At 57.1% G+C, this 19,169-nt stretch carries 16 protein-coding genes; 12 read left to right on the top strand and 4 right to left on the bottom strand.

The genetic code is table 11. The annotated features are described in order from the left end of the window. Window positions 1-79: 79 nt before the first annotated feature. The 3 genes from AC13C8_RS02045 (at window position 80) to AC13C8_RS02035 (ending at window position 4,727) form a co-directional block, all read left to right on the top strand. The gene (locus AC13C8_RS02045; protein WP_177179409.1) at window positions 80-1,804 is read left to right on the top strand and encodes a type I secretion system permease/ATPase; all 1,725 of its coding nucleotides are present in this window, start codon (window positions 80-82) and stop codon (window positions 1,802-1,804) included. A 3-nt stretch (window positions 1,805-1,807) separates the two neighbouring features. Next, on the top strand, window positions 1,808-3,124 hold the full coding sequence (locus tag AC13C8_RS02040; RefSeq protein WP_482846257.1) for an HlyD family type I secretion periplasmic adaptor subunit: 1,317 nt from the start codon (window positions 1,808-1,810) through the stop codon (window positions 3,122-3,124). Window positions 3,125-3,302: 178 nt separating this feature from the next. Then, a complete protein-coding gene (locus AC13C8_RS02035) occupies window positions 3,303-4,727 on the top strand; it encodes an efflux transporter outer membrane subunit (protein WP_177179408.1) in 1,425 nt (474 codons plus the stop codon). Window positions 4,728-4,847: 120 nt separating this feature from the next. Here the strand turns inward: AC13C8_RS02035 and AC13C8_RS02030 are convergent, their stop codons facing one another. The 3 genes from AC13C8_RS02030 to AC13C8_RS02020 form a co-directional block, all read right to left on the bottom strand. After that, window positions 4,848-6,251 (bottom strand): porin family protein, encoded by a 1,404-nt coding sequence (locus tag AC13C8_RS02030; protein ID WP_091433381.1) that lies wholly within the window; start codon window positions 6,249-6,251, stop codon window positions 4,848-4,850. A gap of 33 nt (window positions 6,252-6,284) precedes the next feature. Then, window positions 6,285-6,869 carry a polysaccharide biosynthesis/export family protein gene (locus AC13C8_RS02025; protein ID WP_482846256.1) on the bottom strand — a complete coding sequence of 195 codons (585 nt, stop codon included), beginning with the start codon at window positions 6,867-6,869 and terminating at the stop codon, window positions 6,285-6,287. Window positions 6,870-7,120: 251 nt separating this feature from the next. Next, window positions 7,121-7,810 (bottom strand): sugar transferase, encoded by a 690-nt coding sequence (locus AC13C8_RS02020; RefSeq protein WP_091433375.1) that lies wholly within the window; start codon window positions 7,808-7,810, stop codon window positions 7,121-7,123. 528 nt (window positions 7,811-8,338) lie between these two features. Between AC13C8_RS02020 and AC13C8_RS02015 the strand changes: the two genes are divergently transcribed. The 4 genes from AC13C8_RS02015 to AC13C8_RS02000 all read left to right on the top strand — a co-directional run bounded on the left by AC13C8_RS02015 (window position 8,339) and on the right by AC13C8_RS02000 (window position 12,633). Further along, a complete protein-coding gene (locus tag AC13C8_RS02015) occupies window positions 8,339-9,283 on the top strand; it encodes an ExeA family protein (RefSeq protein ID WP_482846255.1) in 945 nt (314 codons plus the stop codon). 96 nt (window positions 9,284-9,379) lie between these two features. Then, window positions 9,380-10,921, top strand: coding sequence for a GumC family protein (locus AC13C8_RS02010; protein ID WP_143064361.1), 1,542 nt, complete (start codon window positions 9,380-9,382; stop codon window positions 10,919-10,921). 40 nt (window positions 10,922-10,961) lie between these two features. Further along, window positions 10,962-11,780, top strand: coding sequence for a CpsD/CapB family tyrosine-protein kinase (locus tag AC13C8_RS02005; RefSeq protein ID WP_143064360.1), 819 nt, complete (start codon window positions 10,962-10,964; stop codon window positions 11,778-11,780). Continuing rightward, complete coding sequence (locus AC13C8_RS02000; RefSeq protein WP_177179407.1) at window positions 11,767-12,633, top strand: glycosyltransferase family 2 protein; 867 nt, start codon at window positions 11,767-11,769, stop codon at window positions 12,631-12,633. Before AC13C8_RS02005 ends, AC13C8_RS02000 begins: the two co-directional genes overlap by 14 nt. Here the strand turns inward: AC13C8_RS02000 and AC13C8_RS01995 are convergent. Beyond that, entirely contained in the window at window positions 12,630-13,292 is a 663-nt protein-coding gene (locus AC13C8_RS01995; RefSeq protein ID WP_091433361.1) for a rhomboid family intramembrane serine protease, read from the bottom strand. The two genes, AC13C8_RS02000 and AC13C8_RS01995, sit on opposite strands and share 4 nt — an antisense overlap. Window positions 13,293-13,428: 136 nt before the next feature. Here AC13C8_RS01995 and AC13C8_RS01990 point away from each other — a divergent pair, with 136 nt between their 5' ends. The 5 genes from AC13C8_RS01990 to nosZ all read left to right on the top strand — a co-directional run bounded on the left by AC13C8_RS01990 (window position 13,429) and on the right by nosZ (window position 19,169). Then, window positions 13,429-13,902: a UDP-N-acetylglucosamine--LPS N-acetylglucosamine transferase gene (locus AC13C8_RS01990; protein WP_482846254.1), complete on the top strand. Its 474-nt coding sequence runs from the start codon at window positions 13,429-13,431 to the stop codon at window positions 13,900-13,902. A 5-nt stretch (window positions 13,903-13,907) separates the two neighbouring features. Further along, window positions 13,908-14,369 carry a glycosyltransferase gene (locus AC13C8_RS01985; RefSeq protein ID WP_245744809.1) on the top strand — a complete coding sequence of 154 codons (462 nt, stop codon included), beginning with the start codon at window positions 13,908-13,910 and terminating at the stop codon, window positions 14,367-14,369. A gap of 221 nt (window positions 14,370-14,590) precedes the next feature. Beyond that, window positions 14,591-15,064: a DUF2946 family protein gene (locus AC13C8_RS01980; RefSeq protein WP_482846253.1), complete on the top strand. Its 474-nt coding sequence runs from the start codon at window positions 14,591-14,593 to the stop codon at window positions 15,062-15,064. Between the two features lie 59 nt (window positions 15,065-15,123). Further along, the gene (locus AC13C8_RS01975) at window positions 15,124-17,241 is read left to right on the top strand and encodes a 4Fe-4S binding protein (protein ID WP_482846319.1); all 2,118 of its coding nucleotides are present in this window, start codon (window positions 15,124-15,126) and stop codon (window positions 17,239-17,241) included. A gap of 23 nt (window positions 17,242-17,264) precedes the next feature. Further along, window positions 17,265-19,169, top strand: coding sequence for a TAT-dependent nitrous-oxide reductase (gene nosZ / locus AC13C8_RS01970; RefSeq protein ID WP_482846252.1), 1,905 nt, complete (start codon window positions 17,265-17,267; stop codon window positions 19,167-19,169).

Genomic DNA, 19,169 nt, shown 5'->3' with positions numbered 1-19,169 from the left:
ACCCCGAACATGTGAACAAACTGGTCGCATTATCGACGCAGATACCTATGGGAATAATTGATTGTCAGAACAGTTTTCTGTGAAGTCCAAGAAAAATCCCTATAAGAAAGAGCTTTCGCGCCTGCGCCGGGCGTTTCTGACGGTTGGTTTGTTCAGTGCCGCGATCAATCTGCTGATGCTGACGGGTCCGCTTTATATGCTTCAGGTGTATGACCGTGTGCTGTCCAGCGGGTCCGTTGCCACGTTGCAGGGGCTGTTTGTCATCGTCGTGATCCTTTACGCCTTTCTGGGTGTTTACGAATTTCTGCGCGCCCGGCTTTTGTCGCGCGCAAGCTACCGGATGGATCAGGCGGTTGGTGCTGATGCCTTTGGCTTCTGGCTGCGGTCAGGATTTGTGGACAACAAGGAACATTACAACCCGGTGCAGGATCTGGCCGTTATCCGTGCCTTTCTGGCCAGCCCCGCCATTCTGGGCCTGTTTGATCTGCCGTGGATCCCTATTTTTCTGGCGGTCGTGTTTTTTATCCACCCGTGGCTGGGCTGGTTGACGGTTGGGGGTGCGATCATCGTGATCATTGCGGCGATCATCAACCGCTTCGCATCGCGCGATCCCATCAAGAACGCCGGAAACAGTGAAGGGGTCGAGCGGTCATTCGTGGAACGCACGCGTCGCAATGCCGAAGCCGTCCTGGCCCTTGGGATGCTGGACAAGGTGACGGACCGGTGGAGCGGGCTGCATCAAAACAGCCTGGGCCATTATCAAACCGGCGGCGATCGGTCCGAGATCGTGGCAGCGTTTTCCAAGTCCTTCCGGCTGCTGCTGCAATCCACTTTGCTGACCGTCGGGGCCTATCTGGCGCTGGCGCAGGAAATCTCGGCCGGGATGATCATCGCGACCTCGATCGTCGCCGGGCGCGCATTGGCACCTGTCGATCAGGTGATCGCTCACTGGCGCACGATCGGCAGGGCGGGCGATGCGCATCGCCGTTTGAAAGATGCGATGGATTACATTCCCGACCCGCAAAGCGGTTTCGATCTGCCAGAGCCCAAGGGGCATCTGGTGGTGAAGAACGTCACGAAACTGACACCGAAAAACTCGTTGGTCAGCGACCGGCCCCGCATTCTGGAACGGATCAGCTTCGAACTTGAACCGGGGGACGGGCTGGGTGTTGTCGGCAGCAGTGCGGCGGGCAAATCCAGTCTTGCCCGGCTTCTTGTGGGTTTGTGGCAACCCGACCACGGCGAAGTTCGGTTGGACGGTGCGACGCTGAACCAATGGCACAATGAAGATTTGGGCGGGCATATCGGTTATCTGCCGCAACGGGTCGAAATGTTGCCCGGCACCATTGCCGAGAACATCGCGCGGTTTGACCCTGATGCACGCGACGAGGATGTCATCGAGGCTGCGCAGATTGCGGGTGTGCATGACATGATCCTGAAGATGCCGCAGGGCTATACGACCTATGTGGGCACCACCGAACAACCCTTGTCGGGCGGGCAGACACAACGTCTTGGCCTGGCGCGCGCGCTTTACGGAAGCCCGCGTCTGTTGGTGCTGGACGAGCCGAACTCCAACCTCGACGCGAAAGGGGACGAGGCTTTGGCCAGTGCCGTCATCGGCATGCGCAAGAAAGGCTGCACCGTTTTGGTGATGGCGCACCGTCCCAGTGTCATTCAGGCCGTGAACAAGATCTTGATCCTGCACGAAGGCAAAGTCGGCCGGTTCGGATTGAAGGAAGACGTGCTGCAACACGCCACACCACAGCGGCCCACTGCCGCCCCCAGCTCTGTGTTCGAGGTATAGGCGATGGCCAATCCCGTATCCGCCCCTCATGCGCCGATCAAGACCGGTCTGGCGACTCCCGTCTATCTGGGCGCGCTGGCCAGTCTGGCACTGCTGGTTTCGGCCTTTGTCTGGATGTCCACAACGCTGATCACCGGCGCGGTGATCGCGCCGGGAAAGGTGGTCGTGCGCGGCCTGCCCAAGCAGGTGCAAAGCCTGGATGGCGGCGTGGTTCAGGAAATACTGGTCAAAGACGGCGATGTGGTGCGCAAGGGCGACGTGCTGCTGCGGCTCGATCCCAGCCTGCTGAAAATCAATCTTGAGATTTATCGCAACCGTCTGTCCGAGGTTGTCACCCGCGAAGCCCGGCTGGACGCAGAATATCAGGAACTCGCAGCGCCCGTCTTCAATATTGACAGCCCTTATCTGCCGGATATCGACCTGACCCAGCATTTCAAAGGCCAGCGCGAGATTTTTGTGGCCCGACGCGAGGTGTTGAACGGTCGCAAGGAACAACTGGCGGAACGTATCTTGCAATTCCGCAATCAGATTTCCGGGGTTGAAGCACAGATCAGCGCCAAACAGGACCAATTGGCTTATGTCAGTCAGGAGAGGGAAACCAAGCAGGGGTTGAGCGAACAAGGGCTGGTGCGCGAAAGTGAATTGCTGGAATTACAGGGGCGAGAATCCTCTCTGCTGGGGCAGATCGCCGAGCACCAGTCAGAATTGGCACGGATTTATAACTCGATCCGCGATACGGAGCTTGAGATCCTGCAAGCCGATCGCGAATTCAAGGAACAGGTGGTGACAGAATTGCGCACCACCACCGCCGAACGGGAGGAATTGATCCTGCAAATCGTGACCGTCGAAAAGCAGTTGGAGCGGATCGACATCCTTGCTCCAACCGACGGGATCGTCCACGAACTTCAGGCCACCACCGAAGGTGGGGTTGTAGCGCCCGAGGCCACAATTACTCAGATTGTTCCATTGTCCGATGGGGTCGAGTTCAAGTTGCAGGTGGACCCGCAGTCGATTGATCAGGTGTTTGTGGGGCAGGTGGCGAAAGTGCTGTTCCCGGCTTTCAACCAACGCACCACGCCGGAACTGTTCGGGACCGTGGCGGGCATTTCGCCCACATCTGTCGATGACCAACAGACCGGGCGGTCTTATTTCCGCATTGATCTGACCCTGCCCGCCGAAGAAATCGCACGTCTTGGCAATGTCGAACTGATCCCCGGAATGCCGGTCGAAGCCTTCCTTCAAACCGGTGAACGGTCGGTTCTGACCTATCTGACCGAGCCATTCTTGCAGCAGCTCAGACGCGCTTTCCGCGAAGGCTAAGGCCCGCTTCATGTTTGCAGGTTGTGGTTTTTTGGTCAGCCTGACCCGGCAGTTTTGCAAATAATTCAGTATTTCTTGGTGAAAACAAGGTTCTGTGCCAGTCTGCCGTCAATAATAACCGTAAAAACAACAGTCGCACAGACGGCTGACGAGGCAGACGGGTAGCAAAATGAAACAGATGAGCAGGCGCAAAGCGCCGGTCTTGGGCATTGTCCTGACAGCGACAATCGGGCTTTCCGGTTGTGCAACGGACGAGCCTTATAAACTTCCATACTTCAAATTCGCCAAATCTTATTCCAGCGTTTCGACGCAGGCGGTTCCGGTGCCTTTGGCCAATGATACCTGGTGGATGGGGTTCAAGGATCCTGTCTTCAACAAGCTGGTCGAGCGTGCCCTGGCAGGGAACTATGACCTTGAAATCGCCCGAGAAAAGGTAATCGAAGCCCAAGCCAACCGCGACGCCGTTCCGGGGCTTCTGAGCCTGTCGCCCACAGCCACGTACCGCTATGGGCAATCGCCAGGTGGCACGGGAAGCAATACCACCCGCGCCCGGCTTGGTCTGGATTGGATGCTTGATCCATATGGGTTGCGCCGCCAGCAAATTCAGGCCGCAGGCGCCCGTATCGACATCGCAGACGCCGAAGAAGACGCCGCCCGCCTGACGGTGCTGTTGAACCTGTCCAATTCCTATGTGGACCTTCGGTATAACCAACGGTTGTTGAACCTGCGTCGTCAGCAACTTGCCTCGCGCCGGAATGCGGTGACGCAAACCAAGCAATTGTTTGACCAACGCGCCGCGACCACGCTGGACGTCGTCCAGACCGAAGCGCTTGTGGCCGAAACACAAACGCAAATTCCGGCCCTGATCGCCGCGATCCGCGCCGGCAAAACCGAGATCGCCGTTCTGACCGGTGTCGCGCCCGGCCGTCTGGGCATCAATCTGGACGACAATGCCAGCCAGCCGCGCCCGTCGAAAACCCTGAAAACCGGCGTGCCCGCAGATATCCTGCGCAATCGCCCTGATATGAAAATCGCCGAACGAAGCTATTATGAAGCCGTCACCAATGTCGGCATCGCGCAGGCCAACATGTACCCATCGCTGTCGCTGAGCGGCATGATCGGCTATGGCAAGACCAGTTCCGGGGACGGGCTTGAATATTCCATTGGGCCGACCCTGAACCTGCCGTCGCTGCCGATGAAGAGCGACAAGTCCCGTGTTGCCGCGCGGCAATCCGCGGCCCGACAAGCCTATGCGGGCTGGCAGTCTGCTGTTTTGGGTTCAGTCAGCGAAGTCGAAAGCGCCCTTGCCGCCTATCAGGCCAGCCGCAGCGCCGTTGTGGAATCGCAGCGTCGCGTGCGCCTGAACGGCGAAGCACGGGATCTGACCCAAGAGCTTCTGAGGCGTGAAGGCGCGACCATTCGTGACCTTATCAGCGCCGAGGAACGGATTGCAGATGCTGACACGGCCCTTGCCGACAACCTGCGCCAACTGGCCCGCAACTATGTGCGCCTGAACATCGCGCTTGGGGCCGGCAGCCAATTTGGCGAGCCGGAAGAAGAAACTGTGGTTGCAGTGAAATCAGCCAGCTCAGTGTCGAACTGAGGCGGTTCCCACGCCGCCACGCCATCTTGGCACACCAACAAAAAACCCACCCGGCTGCGAGGCACGGGTGGGTTTTTTGAATTCAGCCGCTCTGCTTTGCGGGGCAGGGCGGGGCAGGGATCAGCGGATGCTGAACTCCCGTTCAAGGGTGACGAACAGCTCGTTGGATTCGCGGTTCGTGGCGCCAGTCTCCTGGCGATTGCGATATTCATACCCTGCCGTCAGGCCCCAATCCGCCGTCAGATCGCGGTTATAGGTCGCGCGGAAACCGGAAATCGAAGTGGTTGTGTCGGCGGCAACATCCGTCACCTCGGCATAATCCAGTTCGAACCCGATGGATGCGTTGGGCGACAGATCGGTGTCGAAGCCAAGCGAAGCGGTGGTTGACCGGTTTTCGATACCAGCGTTCGACGTATCATAGCTTCGTTCCAGAGCTGCGGTAACAGTGCCCATTGCCAGTTCGTTGGTATAGCCCAGGCTGCCAATCATGTTCACATCGCCCGCATTCGACCGTGTTGCACCAAGGCCAGCGGTGATGGATCCACCCGGTGTCTCAAACTCGCCGCGCACCTCAATCGTGTCGCGGCGGCCCGTGGTGCTGATCCCGGTGGAATATTCGGCTGTGATGTTGCCAGTGGGAAAATCGCGGGTCACGGCCAGACCACCGGTCACGCCGTCTTGCAGTGTGGTCCCGATCAGGTTGGTTTCCTCGATCTCGGTATAGCCAAGGCTGGCGGTCATGCGGGTGATGGCGTTGATCTCGTATGTCAGGCTGGCCGTCGCGCCGGTGGTGCGGCGCGAGGTGCTAACAGCGTCCATCGCGTCATACTGTTCCCAATCCAGTGCGATACGGCCTTCCATCACGGGCGAAAATTGCAAGCGGGCAAAGACTTCGGCTGCGGTGGTTTCGTCATCATAGTTGCCGGGATCGGTGGTGTCCCAGTATTCGGTCTTTTCGTATTCAAGGACAGTGCCAAACCCAAAGGGGGCGGTGCGGCCCGTTTCGAAAGAAACGCTTGCGCTATACGTGCCACGCATACCGTCCGAGGCGGTCAGATCGCTTGGTTCAAGCCCGTCTTCGATCAGGTCGTCAATGCCCAGCAACGGGTCTTCAAATTGCAGCGAAACCTGCTGATAGGCCAGTTCAGCCTCAAGCAGGCTGTCGGCGCTTTCCATCTGATAACCCAGAACGATAGAGGGATCGTCAAACGTCGTTTCGGTCGATTGACCGGGCAGGGCTGCGGTGCGGACAGTCGCACCCAGATCAGCGGTGAACCGGGCCACGCCGGTTTCGCTGAGCAACCCGAAGTTAACGGTGTTATCCCACAGGGTCGACGTGCCCGGCGACGGGTCGCTGAAGCTGAGGTTGTCGTTGACCCGCAAAGTTGATGATATGCCCAGCGTCATCGCAAACCCCTCGATCGGGGCGACGGCATCTGCTTCTTGTCCAGTGGCGGGAACCAACCCGGTTGCGATCAGGCTGGTTCCTGCCAGGAGGGCGGCAATTTTATTTTTCTGTCCCACCTGTTTTCCTCTGCTCGTTTTTTGCCGTCGCGCTTATTCGAAAAGTTTGCGCTGCGGCACGATGATCACGTCACCTTTTTGCAGGCGGATGTTGCCCGCATTGGTTTCGTAGTTATAGCCGTAGATCTTGCTGCCACGGCGCACCTGAATACGTTTGGTGGCGGCAAAACGTGTCAAGCCGCCCCCTTGGGCAATGGCTTGCAGAACGGTAATGCCTCTGCTTGCCGCAAGTTTGCCGGGATTGTTGATTTCGCCAGAGACATAGATGTCATCCGTGGCCGGAACAATCGGACCGGTAGCCTGACGAACGGCGACTTGGCCAACAGAAACATAGACATTCGGTGTTGTGGTGAAGTTCGGGGCCATCGTGTCAGCCAGCTTTGCGGCGACCTGGCTCGTTGTAAGTCCCGCTGCACGAACGCCGTCGGCGAATGGGAAGCTGATGGAGCCATCAGGAAGCACCAACACTGACCGGTTGAGGTTTGCATCTTCAACCACCTCAATGTTCAGGGTGTCACCCGCACGAATTTTGTATCCGTTCTGCGCCATCGCATTGCTAGCGATCAGTACATTCAGTGCAAAAAAGGCGGTTAGAAATGTAAAAATATTTTTGAGCATGGTGAATCCCCTATCTGCCAAAGGCATAGATTAGAATACTCCGGTCCGGTTTGTATTCAAACGGTTAATATCGTTGAGTTTGCTCGTTTAAGCAGAATTGTAGCTGTTTTGCACGTTTTCAGCAAGTTACCACGATGTTGGTGGACTGCGATGCCGCGTTGGTGGCGGTTGGTCAACTGGAAACTCGGCGCTTTATAAGCAAATGGCGCCCGACAATAATGCCGCGCGCCATCAGCGTGATTGGTGCCTGATCAGTGACCTGTGCAGCGCAAAACGACACCCACGGTTTTGCCAAGAATCTCAAGGTCTTTCTTCAGCGACAGTTCGTAATAGTATTTCGTGTCGAAGGTCGCGCGCTGTGCGAATGTTGTCTCGTTGCGGTCCGACACCTGCCAGGGTCCGGTGATGCCGGGGCGCATGGCATAATAAGCGGCGCCCGGATACAGGGTCTTTTGATCTTCCATCATCGGGCGCGGGCCTACGATGGACATATCGCCCATAAGAACATTCCACAGTTGCGGCAGTTCATCCATCGACGATTTGCGCAGGAATTTTCCGACCTTGGTGATCCGCGGATCGTCTTTCAGCTTTTGTGTGCTGTCCCATTCGGCGCGGGCGTCCGGATTGCTGTTCAGATAAGCCTCAAGCCGTTGGTCGGCATTCATCACCATCGAGCGGATTTTGACCATGTTGTAAATGCGACCGTCCTTGCCGATGCGGCGTTGACGATAGAACGGCTTGCCGCCGTCAAGTGCAGCCAACAGCAGCATGATGCCAATCAACGGAATCGCAATCGGTGCCGCCGCGACGACAAAGGCAATGTCGAACAGGCGTTTGAAGCGATCACGATAAGGACGAACAGAAGAATCAGCTATGTAGAAATTTTGTCGTTTCACCAGCTTGGTGCTGGAATCAGAAAAGTCTTTAAAATGGGTCGTCATTTTCCTTACACCTCAAAATAAAAGCGGCAGCCTGACACGGGAAACCCTCGAGATGAAATAATCTCTATGTCTTGCAGGCACAGCAGCTTGCGAACCAACCGATAAGTCAAAATAACTTCCGGCTCTCCTTAACCCCACAGGGACATTAACACATTATTGCCCAATTTGTAGCACAATTCCGCCCACCTCGCGGATTGACGTATTAAGTAGTTGGAAACTTATAATTTTACAAGCATTCTGTTGCCTCGACTGATCGAATATTGTTTTGTTTGTGTACACAATAAAGGGCGCTTTTCTATTTTTATTGATTTTTGATTTCGGTCATTTGCAACAATTTTCGATTCTCACTTGCGAATGATTCTTTTCACCAGGCAGGGACGATATTTTCAGTCCACAATGCAGGTGGGTATACTGTTTCAAATTTGAAGTGAGGGCCTTTATGTGCAAAAAGCCTTCAGGCGTTGACATTATTTCGCCACAACCTCGCATTAGCAGTTTTGGTATTAAACCAGGAAGTCAGACAGGATTATGAATTCCAACGAACTCTATACTGGGCATTTCGGTTTGACCGAACGGCCCTTTACTCTGGTGCCGGACCCGAGCTTTCTGTTTTGGTCCAAACAGCACAAGCGCGCCTATGCAGTATTGGAGTTTGGGATATTGTCGCGCGCGCCGATCACGCTGATCACCGGCGAGATCGGATCGGGCAAGACAACATTGGTGCAGAAACTTCTGAGCCAGATGGATGATTCTGTTCGCGTCGGGCTGTTGTCGAACGTGCAGGGCGACCGGGGCGAATTGCTGCAATGGGTGATGAACGCACTGTCCATCCCGTTTGAACCTTCGGAAAGCTATGTGACGCTGTTTCAGCGGTTTCAGGAAAGCATCGTAAGCGAATATGCCGAAGGCCGCCGGGTCGTCCTGATCATTGACGAAGCACAGAATCTGTCCAGCGAGGGGCTGGAAGAGATGCGGATGCTGACCAATATCAACGCCAACAAGGACGAATTGATCCAGCTGATCCTTGTCGGGCAGCCCGAATTGAAAGATATCGTGCTTAGCCCCGGAATGCGCCAGTTGGCGCAGCGGGTCGCAGCCAGTTTTCATCTGGAAGGCATGGATGAAACCACTGTGCGGGCCTATATCAAGCACCGATTGAAGGTGGCGGGCGGAACGGGCAGTGAAATCACGCCTTTGGCGTGTGCCGAAGTGTTCAAGGCGACCAAGGGCATCCCGCGTCTGGTCAACCAATTGTGTGAGTTGTCCCTGCTTTATGCCTGGAGCAGCAGCAGCAAACGCGTATCGGTGAAGGCTGTTCGCAATGTCCTGGAGGACGGCGTGTTTTTTGCCAGCAACCTGGCAGATGACGACGAAAGCCTGCCTAAAGACGTCGATACGGACGAAGACACATCCAAACCCTTGTTCCTGCGTGAGGGGCGGCGGGTTGACATTCCCAAGAAGAAAACCGGATAGCTTCGACAGAAATTAATTGCATGTTACTATCCCCGACCAGATTGCTGATGCGAATTGCGCGAACCGGTGGGTCCTGGGGTAAGGATTAAATCGCCAATGGCTACAACGAACTTACAGTTTTACCGATCAATCTTTTTGCGGCGCCTTCCGTATTTTCTGGTTGTCGCGACGGTCATCGCTGCCGCGTCGATCATCATGGCCATGACGTTGCCCCCATCCTATGTCTCGCGGATGACTTTGATCGTGGAATCGCCTCAGATCCCGGATGAGTTGGCGGCGTCGACCGCCCGCACGCCGGCGCAGGAACAATTGCAAGTGGTCGAACAAAAACTGATGACACGTGCCAACCTGCTTGAGATCGCGAACAAGTTTCAGGTGCTGGAAGGTCAGGACGGGATGACGCCGGACCGGATTACCCAAGCCATGCGGGCCCGCACCTCGATCCGCAGCACCGGTGGGCGGGATCAGGCCGCCCTGATGTCAATCAGCTTCGAAGCGCCCTCCGGGCAGAATGCGGCGGGTGTGTTGAACGAATACCTGACGCTGATCCAGAAAGAGGACGTGCAGTCGCGCACTGGGCGCGCCGCTCAAACGCTTGAGTTCTTTGAACAGGAAGTGTCACGGCTCAATCAGGAATTAGCCGAGCGCAGTGCTCGAATTCTTGCCTTCAAGACTGAAAATGTCGATGCGCTGCCGGAAAGCCTTGATTACCGGTTGGGGCAGCAATCTCTGTTACAGGAACGCTTGGCGCAGTTGGAACGTGAGACCGTCAGCTTGCAAGAGCAACGCAGGCGTCTGGTACGCATTTTTGAAACCACCGGTCAGGTTGGCGGGTTGGCCGGTCCGGCTTTGTCACCGGAACAGCAACAATTGGAGGAAATGCGGGCGGCGTTGAACAATGCACTTGCGGTATATTCCGAATCCAACCCACGGGTAAAATTGCTGCGTGCTCGCATTGCCGCGCTCGAACGGACCTTGCAGACCATGCCGCCGGAAGAAGGCGATCAACCTTTGACCGGAAATTCGTTGTTGGACATTCAACTGGCCGAGATCACCGCGCGTCAGGACGCGTTGAACGACGAAAAAATCAACACGACGAGACAGCTGGAGCGGCTAACGGACTCGATCGAAAGAACCCCGACAAACGCCATCCGGCTCGATGAATTGCAATTGGATTACGAGAACCTTCAACTGCAATACAACACCGCCGTTGATCGTCTGTCGCGTGCCAGCACCGGCGAACGCATCGAAGTCATGTCGCGCGGTCAGCGGATTTCTGTGATTGAACCGCCCGCCGTCCCAAGCCGGCCCAGCAAGCCCAACCGTACGTTTATCGCCGCGGGCGGCAGCGTGTTTGGCATTCTGGCCGGACTTGGCCTGGTGGTCCTTCTGGAGTTCTTGAACCGGTCGATTCGTCGACCCGAGGATCTGGTGTCGAAGCTGGGTATCGCACCCTTGGCCACCATCCCCTATATCACCACCGTTGGTGAAAACTCGCATCGGCGCAAGTTACGCATTCTGGGGGTGGTCATAATTTTGCTGGGCATTCCCGTCGCCGTCTATGCGGTTCACGTGTTCTATCAGCCGCTGGATTTGTTGGCCGATCGGATCATGGACAAAATTGGCGTGCGCTGGTGAAGGCGCGAAAACAGAACTGTTCAGAGAGGATCTGATCGCAATGGAAAAGCTTCAGGCCGCCATCGAAAAGGCACGCAGACAACGCGACGGCAAACCGCGCGCGCGGCGCTCTCAGGAACGATCATCGAAGCCGCCCGCCTCGATGCCCGAAGCCTGGGCAGAACTGGAACCGTTTGATATTTCAGCATCGCTTGCGCAAAAGAACCGTCTTGTATCGCTGAATGGCGGGGCTGCGGCTGGTCCGTTTGACATGTTGCGCACCCGGATCTTGCAGCAGGCCACCAACAATGGCTGGAAGCGCATCGCGCTTGTGTCCCCGCACAGTGCCTGCGGTAAAACCACGACGGCGGCCAATCTGATTTTCAGCTTTGGCCGGCAAACAGATCTGTTGACGATGGTTCTGGATCTGGATTTGCGACGGCAGGGGTTGGCAAAGGTGCTTGGGTTGCAGTGTGACGGCAACATGGGCGACGTGCTGCAAGGCAAGAAGAGCTTTGCGGAGCATGGCCGCCGGTTCGGCGAGAACGTTGCCGTCGGGCTGAACAGGGGCGAGGTTTCGAATGCCTCGGAAATCCTGCAAAGCAACCAGACCAAGGTCATCCTGGACGAGCTTCAGGACGACTACGAGCCGGACATCATGCTTTTGGACATGCCACCCCTGATCGGGGCGGATGACAATTTCGGTTTTCTGCAAAATGTCGATTGTGCGCTGCTTCTGGCCGAGGCCGAGCGCACGACTGTCGAGCAGGTCGATATTGCCGAACGCCAACTGTCCGAGTTGACCACCGTCATGGGCGTTGTTCTGAACAAAAGTCATTTCAGCGACGGCGCATATGGATATGGATATGGCACTGCCTGACGCTGCCATTATCATTCCCCACTACAATGACCCGGAACGGTTGACACGATGCCTGACGGCTCTGACGCGAAATGATCTGTCGCGGGTCGAAATTCTGGTCGTGGACAACAACTCGCCACACCCTTTGACCGAAGTTCAGACCCGTTTTCCCGATGTCCGATTTGTGGTCGAACCCGAAAAGGGAGCCGCCGCCGCACGCAATCGTGGGGTCGCAGAAACCAACGCACCGCTGTTGTTCTTCATAGATGCCGATTGCGTTGCGGCCGATGACTGGGTCGCCAAGGCGCACGAGGTTGCGCCGAGCGCCGATCTGATCGGAGGTCGGGTCGATGTGTTCGATGAAACCCCACCACCGCGCAGCGGGGCCGAGGCGTTCGAGGCGGTCTTTGCCTTCAACTTCCAGAACTACATTGAAGTTCAGGGGTTTACTGGCTCGGGCAATCTGGTCACGACCCGTGAAGTCTTTGAAGACGTTGGGGGGTTTCGCGGCGGAGTTTCGGAAGATCTGGATTGGAGCACGCGTGCCGTATCCAAGGGACACAAGCTGATCTATCGAGAGGATCTGGTGGTCAGCCACCCATCCCGCTCTGATTGGGCGGCGCTGCGCCACAAATGGCGACGTCTGACGCAAGAGCTGTTTGGCGTAAACGGAAACACGCCGCGCGACCGCGCGAAATGGGCCTTGCGGGCTTTGGCGATGCCGGTCAGCGCCATCGTGCACACGCCGAAGGTGTTACGCAGTGACAAGCTGGGCGGCTGGGTCGAGCGGTTGCGCGCCGTTGGCACCTTGTTCCGTCTCCGCTTCCAACGGATGATCTGGATGCTGCGGCAAGCGATGGGCCAGGATATCTAACGTGCCGATCTGCGCGCCCGGCGTTTCTTTCTGAAAAATGCATGTCCGGCGGCGGTCAGCCACCCGGCGATGAAGCCGCCCATATGTGTTTCCCACGCCAGAAGTCCCCCCATCAGCAGCCACAGCAACAGGTTCAGAACGCCGAGTATCAGAACGGTCTTCAGCACCGGCCATTGGTCCAGCCGCCGCCGCCGCCGGTCCGCCCATCGCCAATACAGGATCGCGCCGACCAGCCCGAACAACGCGCCCGACGCGCCCACCATAGGCCGCGCCGACAGGGTCAGGGCACCAAACAGCACTCCACCGCCGATGGCGGACAGCACATAGATCAGCACAAACCCTTTCAACCCCGCGCGGACGATCACCATGGGACCGATCAGCCATAGCGTCAGCATGTTGCCCAGCACATGCGCCACGCCGCCATGCAAAAAGGCATAGGTGAAGAACATCGTCCACGGCTGGACATCATAGTTCGGTCGCCAATTGTACAACAGCCCCGCCCAGAACGCGGCATTCTGATAGGCCAGCGGACGCCACTGCCTGGTGCCGACAAGCCCCAGATCGGCGGCAAACAGTATAGCCTCGATCACCACATTCAGGGCAATCAGGCCAAGGATCAGGGTCTTGGCGGGGGGGCTAAGAAGCGGGCGGGCAAGCATGATGCAGAATTGCCTTCTTGCCCGACGATACACAAGCCTCAAATGCGTCTGGCGGCTGGTGATGCGTGCTGAAATTTGTTATATGGAGGGCATCGTTTGTTCAATTTTTTACGTTGTTGGTCCGGGTCTTGCTTACATGACATCATCAACTTCATCCCTGCCGGCCCCTCGTATCCTGGCCGTGGCTTCGGCGGGGGGGCATTGGCACCAGTTGGGGCAGATCTGCGCGTCGTTTGACCCGGCGGATGTGACCTATGTGACCACATTGTATGGATTGCCGCAGAAATCAGGCTTCACACGGTTTGCGCTGGTGCAGGACTGCAACAAGAACGCCCCTTTCAAAGCGTTGATCTGCACGATGCAGATGGCTGGTATCCTGATGCGCACGCGCCCGGATGTGATCATCACAACAGGAGCCTTGCCCGGCGTGATCGCGCTGGTCTTGGGCTGGATGATCCGCCGCCGCACCATCTGGGTGGACAGCATCGCCAACGCGGAAGAGGCGTCATCCTCGGGCAAGCTGGCGAAACGGTTCGCGACGCTCTGGCTGTCACAATGGGAAAGCGTCGCGCAGTCGGAAGGTGGCAGATACGAGGGGTCGTTGCTTTGATCTTCGTGACCGTTGGCACGCAATTGCCCTTTGACCGCATGGTGTCGATGATCGACGAACTGGCGGCAGAACTGTCGCTTGAGGTCTTTGCCCAGACGGCTGACCCCACCGCGACCTATACCCACATCAAACATGCGCCGTTTCTTACGCCGGATGAATATGACGACATCATCGCGCGCACCGCCGTTCTGGTCGGGCATGCGGGGATCGGGACGATTTTGACCGCGAAGCGGGTGGAAAAACCGGTGATCGTGATGCCGCGCAAGGCATCACTTGGCGAACATCGCAACGAACACCAACTGGCCACCGCGCGCCATCTGGAAGGGCACGAGGGGGTCTATATCGCCCACGACCGCAATCAGCTTGCGGCGCTGCTACGGACACCGCACCTGACGCCTGCCAGCTTCCGCGATACGCCGGAAAAGACACGGTTGCAGTCCTATCTGCGCAGGTTCGTCTATGGCTGAGTATGGTGTGTCGGTCGTATGCCTTCGATTGATTACCCCTTCATCAAGCTGATCTTCGCACACCACCTTTTTCCACTTGAAATGAGTGGCCCAGATTGCTTCGTTCAACCTGTTGGAGATCATGGGAAATTTTTCCGAGTTCTCTCGTCATGACTTAGATCAAGGAAGCGGTGTGTTCTATCCCGCACAACCTTGGCTGAAACGCGTAGAAGGATTCGGCGATGCGCCGTTCGTGGCAGATGTCAAAGATCGTTGTGGGGGCCGTTCGCCGGATCGCCAGCCGAGCTTCTTTGGCTGGCTCGATGCTGGCGTTGATGTTGCAGCTTTTTACGTCGTCCATGGGCTTTGCATCCGATGGGGCATGGATCGAAATCTGTTCGGATTTCGGCACGGAATATGTGCAGGTCGATCTGTCAGACCCGACCGCGCCCGACCAGAACAACAACTGTCAAGATTGTGTCGACTGTGCGATATGCCTCGCGTCCATGACCGCGCTGATTGACAATAGCCAGGCGCAAAACAACCCTTTGTCTGCCACGGCAACGGCGGTGCATCCGGTGACACAGATTATCGGTGGTGCGGTCAAACGAGCATGGCCCGAAACCCGTGGCCCACCGGCCGCGACCACAAAAATTGATGACTGCGTCCCGCGTGCGGTCATGGCGTCAATCCAAGAAAACGGAGGTGCGCTGTGACCGCGAAGCGCGCGATCTATAACTGGCTCGGTGCCATTGTCGTGATCCTTGCCGGGATCATGGCGGGCGAGGCAAACGCCGAGAGTCTTGCGAATTTTCTTCCTGACATCACACCGTCTGAACTTGCCGAAGGTGCCGATGCGTTCGGCCCGATACGTCAGGATTTGCCGGTTGCCCCCGTTCTGAAGGGCGGCGAAACCATCGCCTATGCTTTTCTGACCTCGGATTTTGTGGGCACGACGGGATATTCCGGCAAACCCATCCACGTCGTCGCGGCGATTGATGCGGATGCGGTGCTGACGGGCGTGAAGCTGGTCAAGCACTCGGAACCGATCGTGCTGATCGGCATTCCGGAATCCAAGATGGTCAAGGTGACGGAAGGTTATACCGGCCTTGACCTGAAAGCCGAAGTTGCCTCTGGTGGCACCGCGCATGATCTGGACATTATTTCCGGCGCGACCGTAACGATCATGGTGATCGACGACAGTCTTGTGCGCGCAGGCATCAAAGTGGCACGCGGTCTGGGCCTTGGCGGCCTGTCACCTGCCCAGCCCACCGGTCCCCGTCGCGAAGTGGACATGACACAGGAGGCCATATCGGATTGGTCGACCCTGTCCGGTGACGGATCGGTGCGGCGGTTGACGCTGGACGTGGGGCAGATCAACGCCGCGTTCGAGGAAACCGGTGACGCCCGTGCCATCAAACGTCCGGAAAAAGGTGCACCTGACGATACGTTCATCGACATGCAGATGGCGCTGGTGTCCGTGCCGTCGATCGGGAAATCGCTCTTGGGCGATGCGGAATACCGCAACATGCTGGCGTGGCTGGACGAAGGCGAACACGCAATCCTTGTAATGGGTCGCGGGGCCTACAGCTTCAAAGGCTCTGGTTACGTGCGCGGGGGCATCTTTGACCGTATCCATTTGATTCAAGGCGACAAATCGGTGCGCTTCTTTGATAAGCAGCACGTCCGCATCGGGGCGCTTGGCACGCCCGACAGCCCCAGCTTCACCGAGTTGGATTTGTTCAAGATCCCCGCCGAAGCAGATTTCGACCCGGCCGAACCGTTCCGCCTGCAACTTCTGGTGCAGCGCGCAGTGGGGGCCGTTGAAAAGACATTCCTGACCTTCGATCTGGATTACAAACTGCCGCAAAGCTATTTGCTGCCAGTGGCCGCACCCGCGCCCGTTCTGAACAACGCGGATGACGAGGCGGCCGCCAAGTCGCAATTGTGGAAACGTATCTGGAAAGACAAGTCGGTCGAAATAGGTATTCTGGGCGTCATGCTTCTGGTGCTGACCGGCACATTCTTCTTCCAGTTTCAGGCCACGGCGAACGCGCGGGTGTTCTTCTGGTTCCGCATGGGGTTCTTGACCTTCACGCTGTTTTTCCTTGGCTGGTATGCCAATGCGCAGCTGTCTGTGGTGAACCTGATGGCGCTGGCAGGCAGTTTGCGGTCGGGCTTTACCTGGGACGCGTTCCTGATGGACCCGCTGGTGTTCATCCAGTGGTTTGCGGTCGCTGCTGCCCTGGTCTTCTGGGGCCGGGGGGCTTATTGCGGCTGGCTGTGCCCCTTTGGTGCACTGCAAGAGCTGACCAACAAAATCGCGCGCGCATTCCGCTTTCCGCAATGGACGCTGCCCTGGGGTCTGCATGAACGCCTGTGGCCGCTGAAATACATGATCTTCTTCGGCCTGTTCGGCGTCAGCATGGTGTCGATCCCGATGGCCGAAACCTATGCCGAGGTCGAGCCGTTCAAGACCGCGATCATCCTGAAATTCGTGCGAGACTGGCCGTTTGTGGTCTATGCGCTTGTGCTTCTGTTTGCCGGGCTGTTCATCGAACGGTTCTATTGCCGCTATCTGTGTCCGCTGGGCGGCGCGCTGGCGATCCCGGCCCGTATCCGCATGTTCGACTGGCTGCGACGCTACAAGGAATGCGGCAACCCCTGTCAGACCTGTGCAAATGAATGTCCCGTTCAGGCCATTCACCCGACAGGCGAGATCAATCCCAACGAGTGTGTCGACTGCCTGCATTGTCAGGTTCTGTATCAGTCGGCCGACAAATGCCCGGTCGTGATCCGCAAACTGAAGCGGCGCGAAAAGATCGGGTCGGCGGACTTGAAAATTCCGCCTCGTAACCCACCGGCGAACCATCCGAACGCCAAGACGTCATAAGATCCTTGAAGGAGGCAAAAATAATGACTGACGAAATCAAAAACCTTTCCTTGACCCGCAGGGGCATGTTGGGGGCAGCCGCCACTGGCGCGGTTGTTGCCGGCACAGGTATTGGTGGCTCGATGATGACGGCAACCCCGGCCCGGGCGGCTGGGGACGTCAATCTCGAGCCTGGTGAACTGGACGAATATTACGGCTTCTGGTCGTCGGGTCAGACCGGCGAGTTGCGCATCCTTGGCTTCCCGTCGATGCGCGAGCTGATGCGGGTTCCGGTGTTCAACCGCTGCTCGGCCACTGGTTGGGGCCAGACCAACGAAAGCATCAAGATATTCGAAGACGGTATGCTGCCTGAGACCAAGGCGTTCCTGGCCGCCAACGGCAAACGCGTGCATGACAATGGCGACCTTCACCACCCGCATATGTCGTTCACCGACGGCACCTATGACGGTCGTTACCTGTTCATGAACGACAAGGCCAACACCCGCGTGGCGCGTGTGCGTTGCGACGTGATGAAAACCGACAAGATCGTGGAAATTCCGAACGCAAAAGCCATCCACGGCCTGCGTCCACAGAAATTCCCGCGCACCGGCTATGTATTTGCCAACGGCGAAGACGAAACACCGATCGTCAATGACGGGTCGATCCTGGACGAGCCGGACAAATATGTGAACTTCTTCACCGCCCTTGATGGCGACACGATGGAGATCGCATGGCAGGTCATGGTCTCGGGCAACCTTGATAACACCGACTGTGATTATCAGGGTAAATATGCCTACTCGACCTCCTACAACTCGGAAATGGGGATGAACCTTGCCGAGATGACGGAAAGCGAGATGGATCACGTTGTCATCTTCAACCTTGCCGAGATCGAAGCCGGCATCGCCGCAGGTGATTTCACCGAGATGAACGGCGTCAAGGTGATCGACGGTCGTAAAGGTCAGAACAAGAAATACACACGCTATGTTCCGATCCCGAACAGCCCGCACGGCATCAACACCGCGCCTGACATGAAACACGTCATCATCAACGGCAAGCTGTCGCCGACCTGCTCGGTGCTGGACGTGACCAAAATGGACGCGCTGTTCGAATCCGATGTTGATCCGCGTTCCATCGTGGTGGCCGAACCAGAACTGGGTCTTGGACCGCTACACACGGCTTACGACGGTAAAGGCAACGCGTTCACCACGCTGTTCCTGGACAGCCAAGTGGTCAAATGGAACATCGAGAAGGCGATTGAGGCCCATAACGGTGCCGATGTTGATCCGATCATTTCGAAAGTGGACGTGCACTATCAGCCCGGCCACAACTCGACCTCGATGGGCGAAACCAAGGAAGCTGATGGTAAATGGCTGATTTCGATGAACAAGTTCTCGAAAGACCGTTTCATTAATGTCGGCCCCCTGAAGCCTGAGAACGAACAGTTGATCGACATCTCGACCGACGATATGAAAGTTGTGCATGACGGCCCGACCTTTGCCGAACCGCACGACTCGATCATCGTGCGCCGCGATATCGTCAACCCTGTGGAGGTCTGGGATCGCAACGATCCGATGTGGGCCGAAACCCGCAAGCAAGCCGAAGCCGACGGTGTCGATATCGACGACTACATGGACACGATCATTCGCGACGGCAACAAGGTCCGCGTTTACATGTCAAGCCAGGCGCCGACCTTCTCGCTTGAATCGTTCGAGGTCACGGAAGGCGACGAGGTGACTGTGATCATCACCAACCTGGATGACATTGATGACCTGACCCACGGCTTCACCATGAACAACCACGGCGTCGCGATGGAGATCGGGCCGCAGGCGACAGCTTCGGTGACGTTCACCGCTGCAAAGCCTGGCGTTTACTGGTATTACTGCCAGTGGTTCTGCCACGCACTCCATATGGAGATGCGCGGCCGGATGTTCGTGAAACCGAAAGCGTAA

This window comes from Aliiroseovarius sp. B-4, assembly GCF_056857795.1.
Note: the sequence above shows the minus strand (reverse complement) of the source record. Positions and strands in the feature narration are given on the sequence as shown.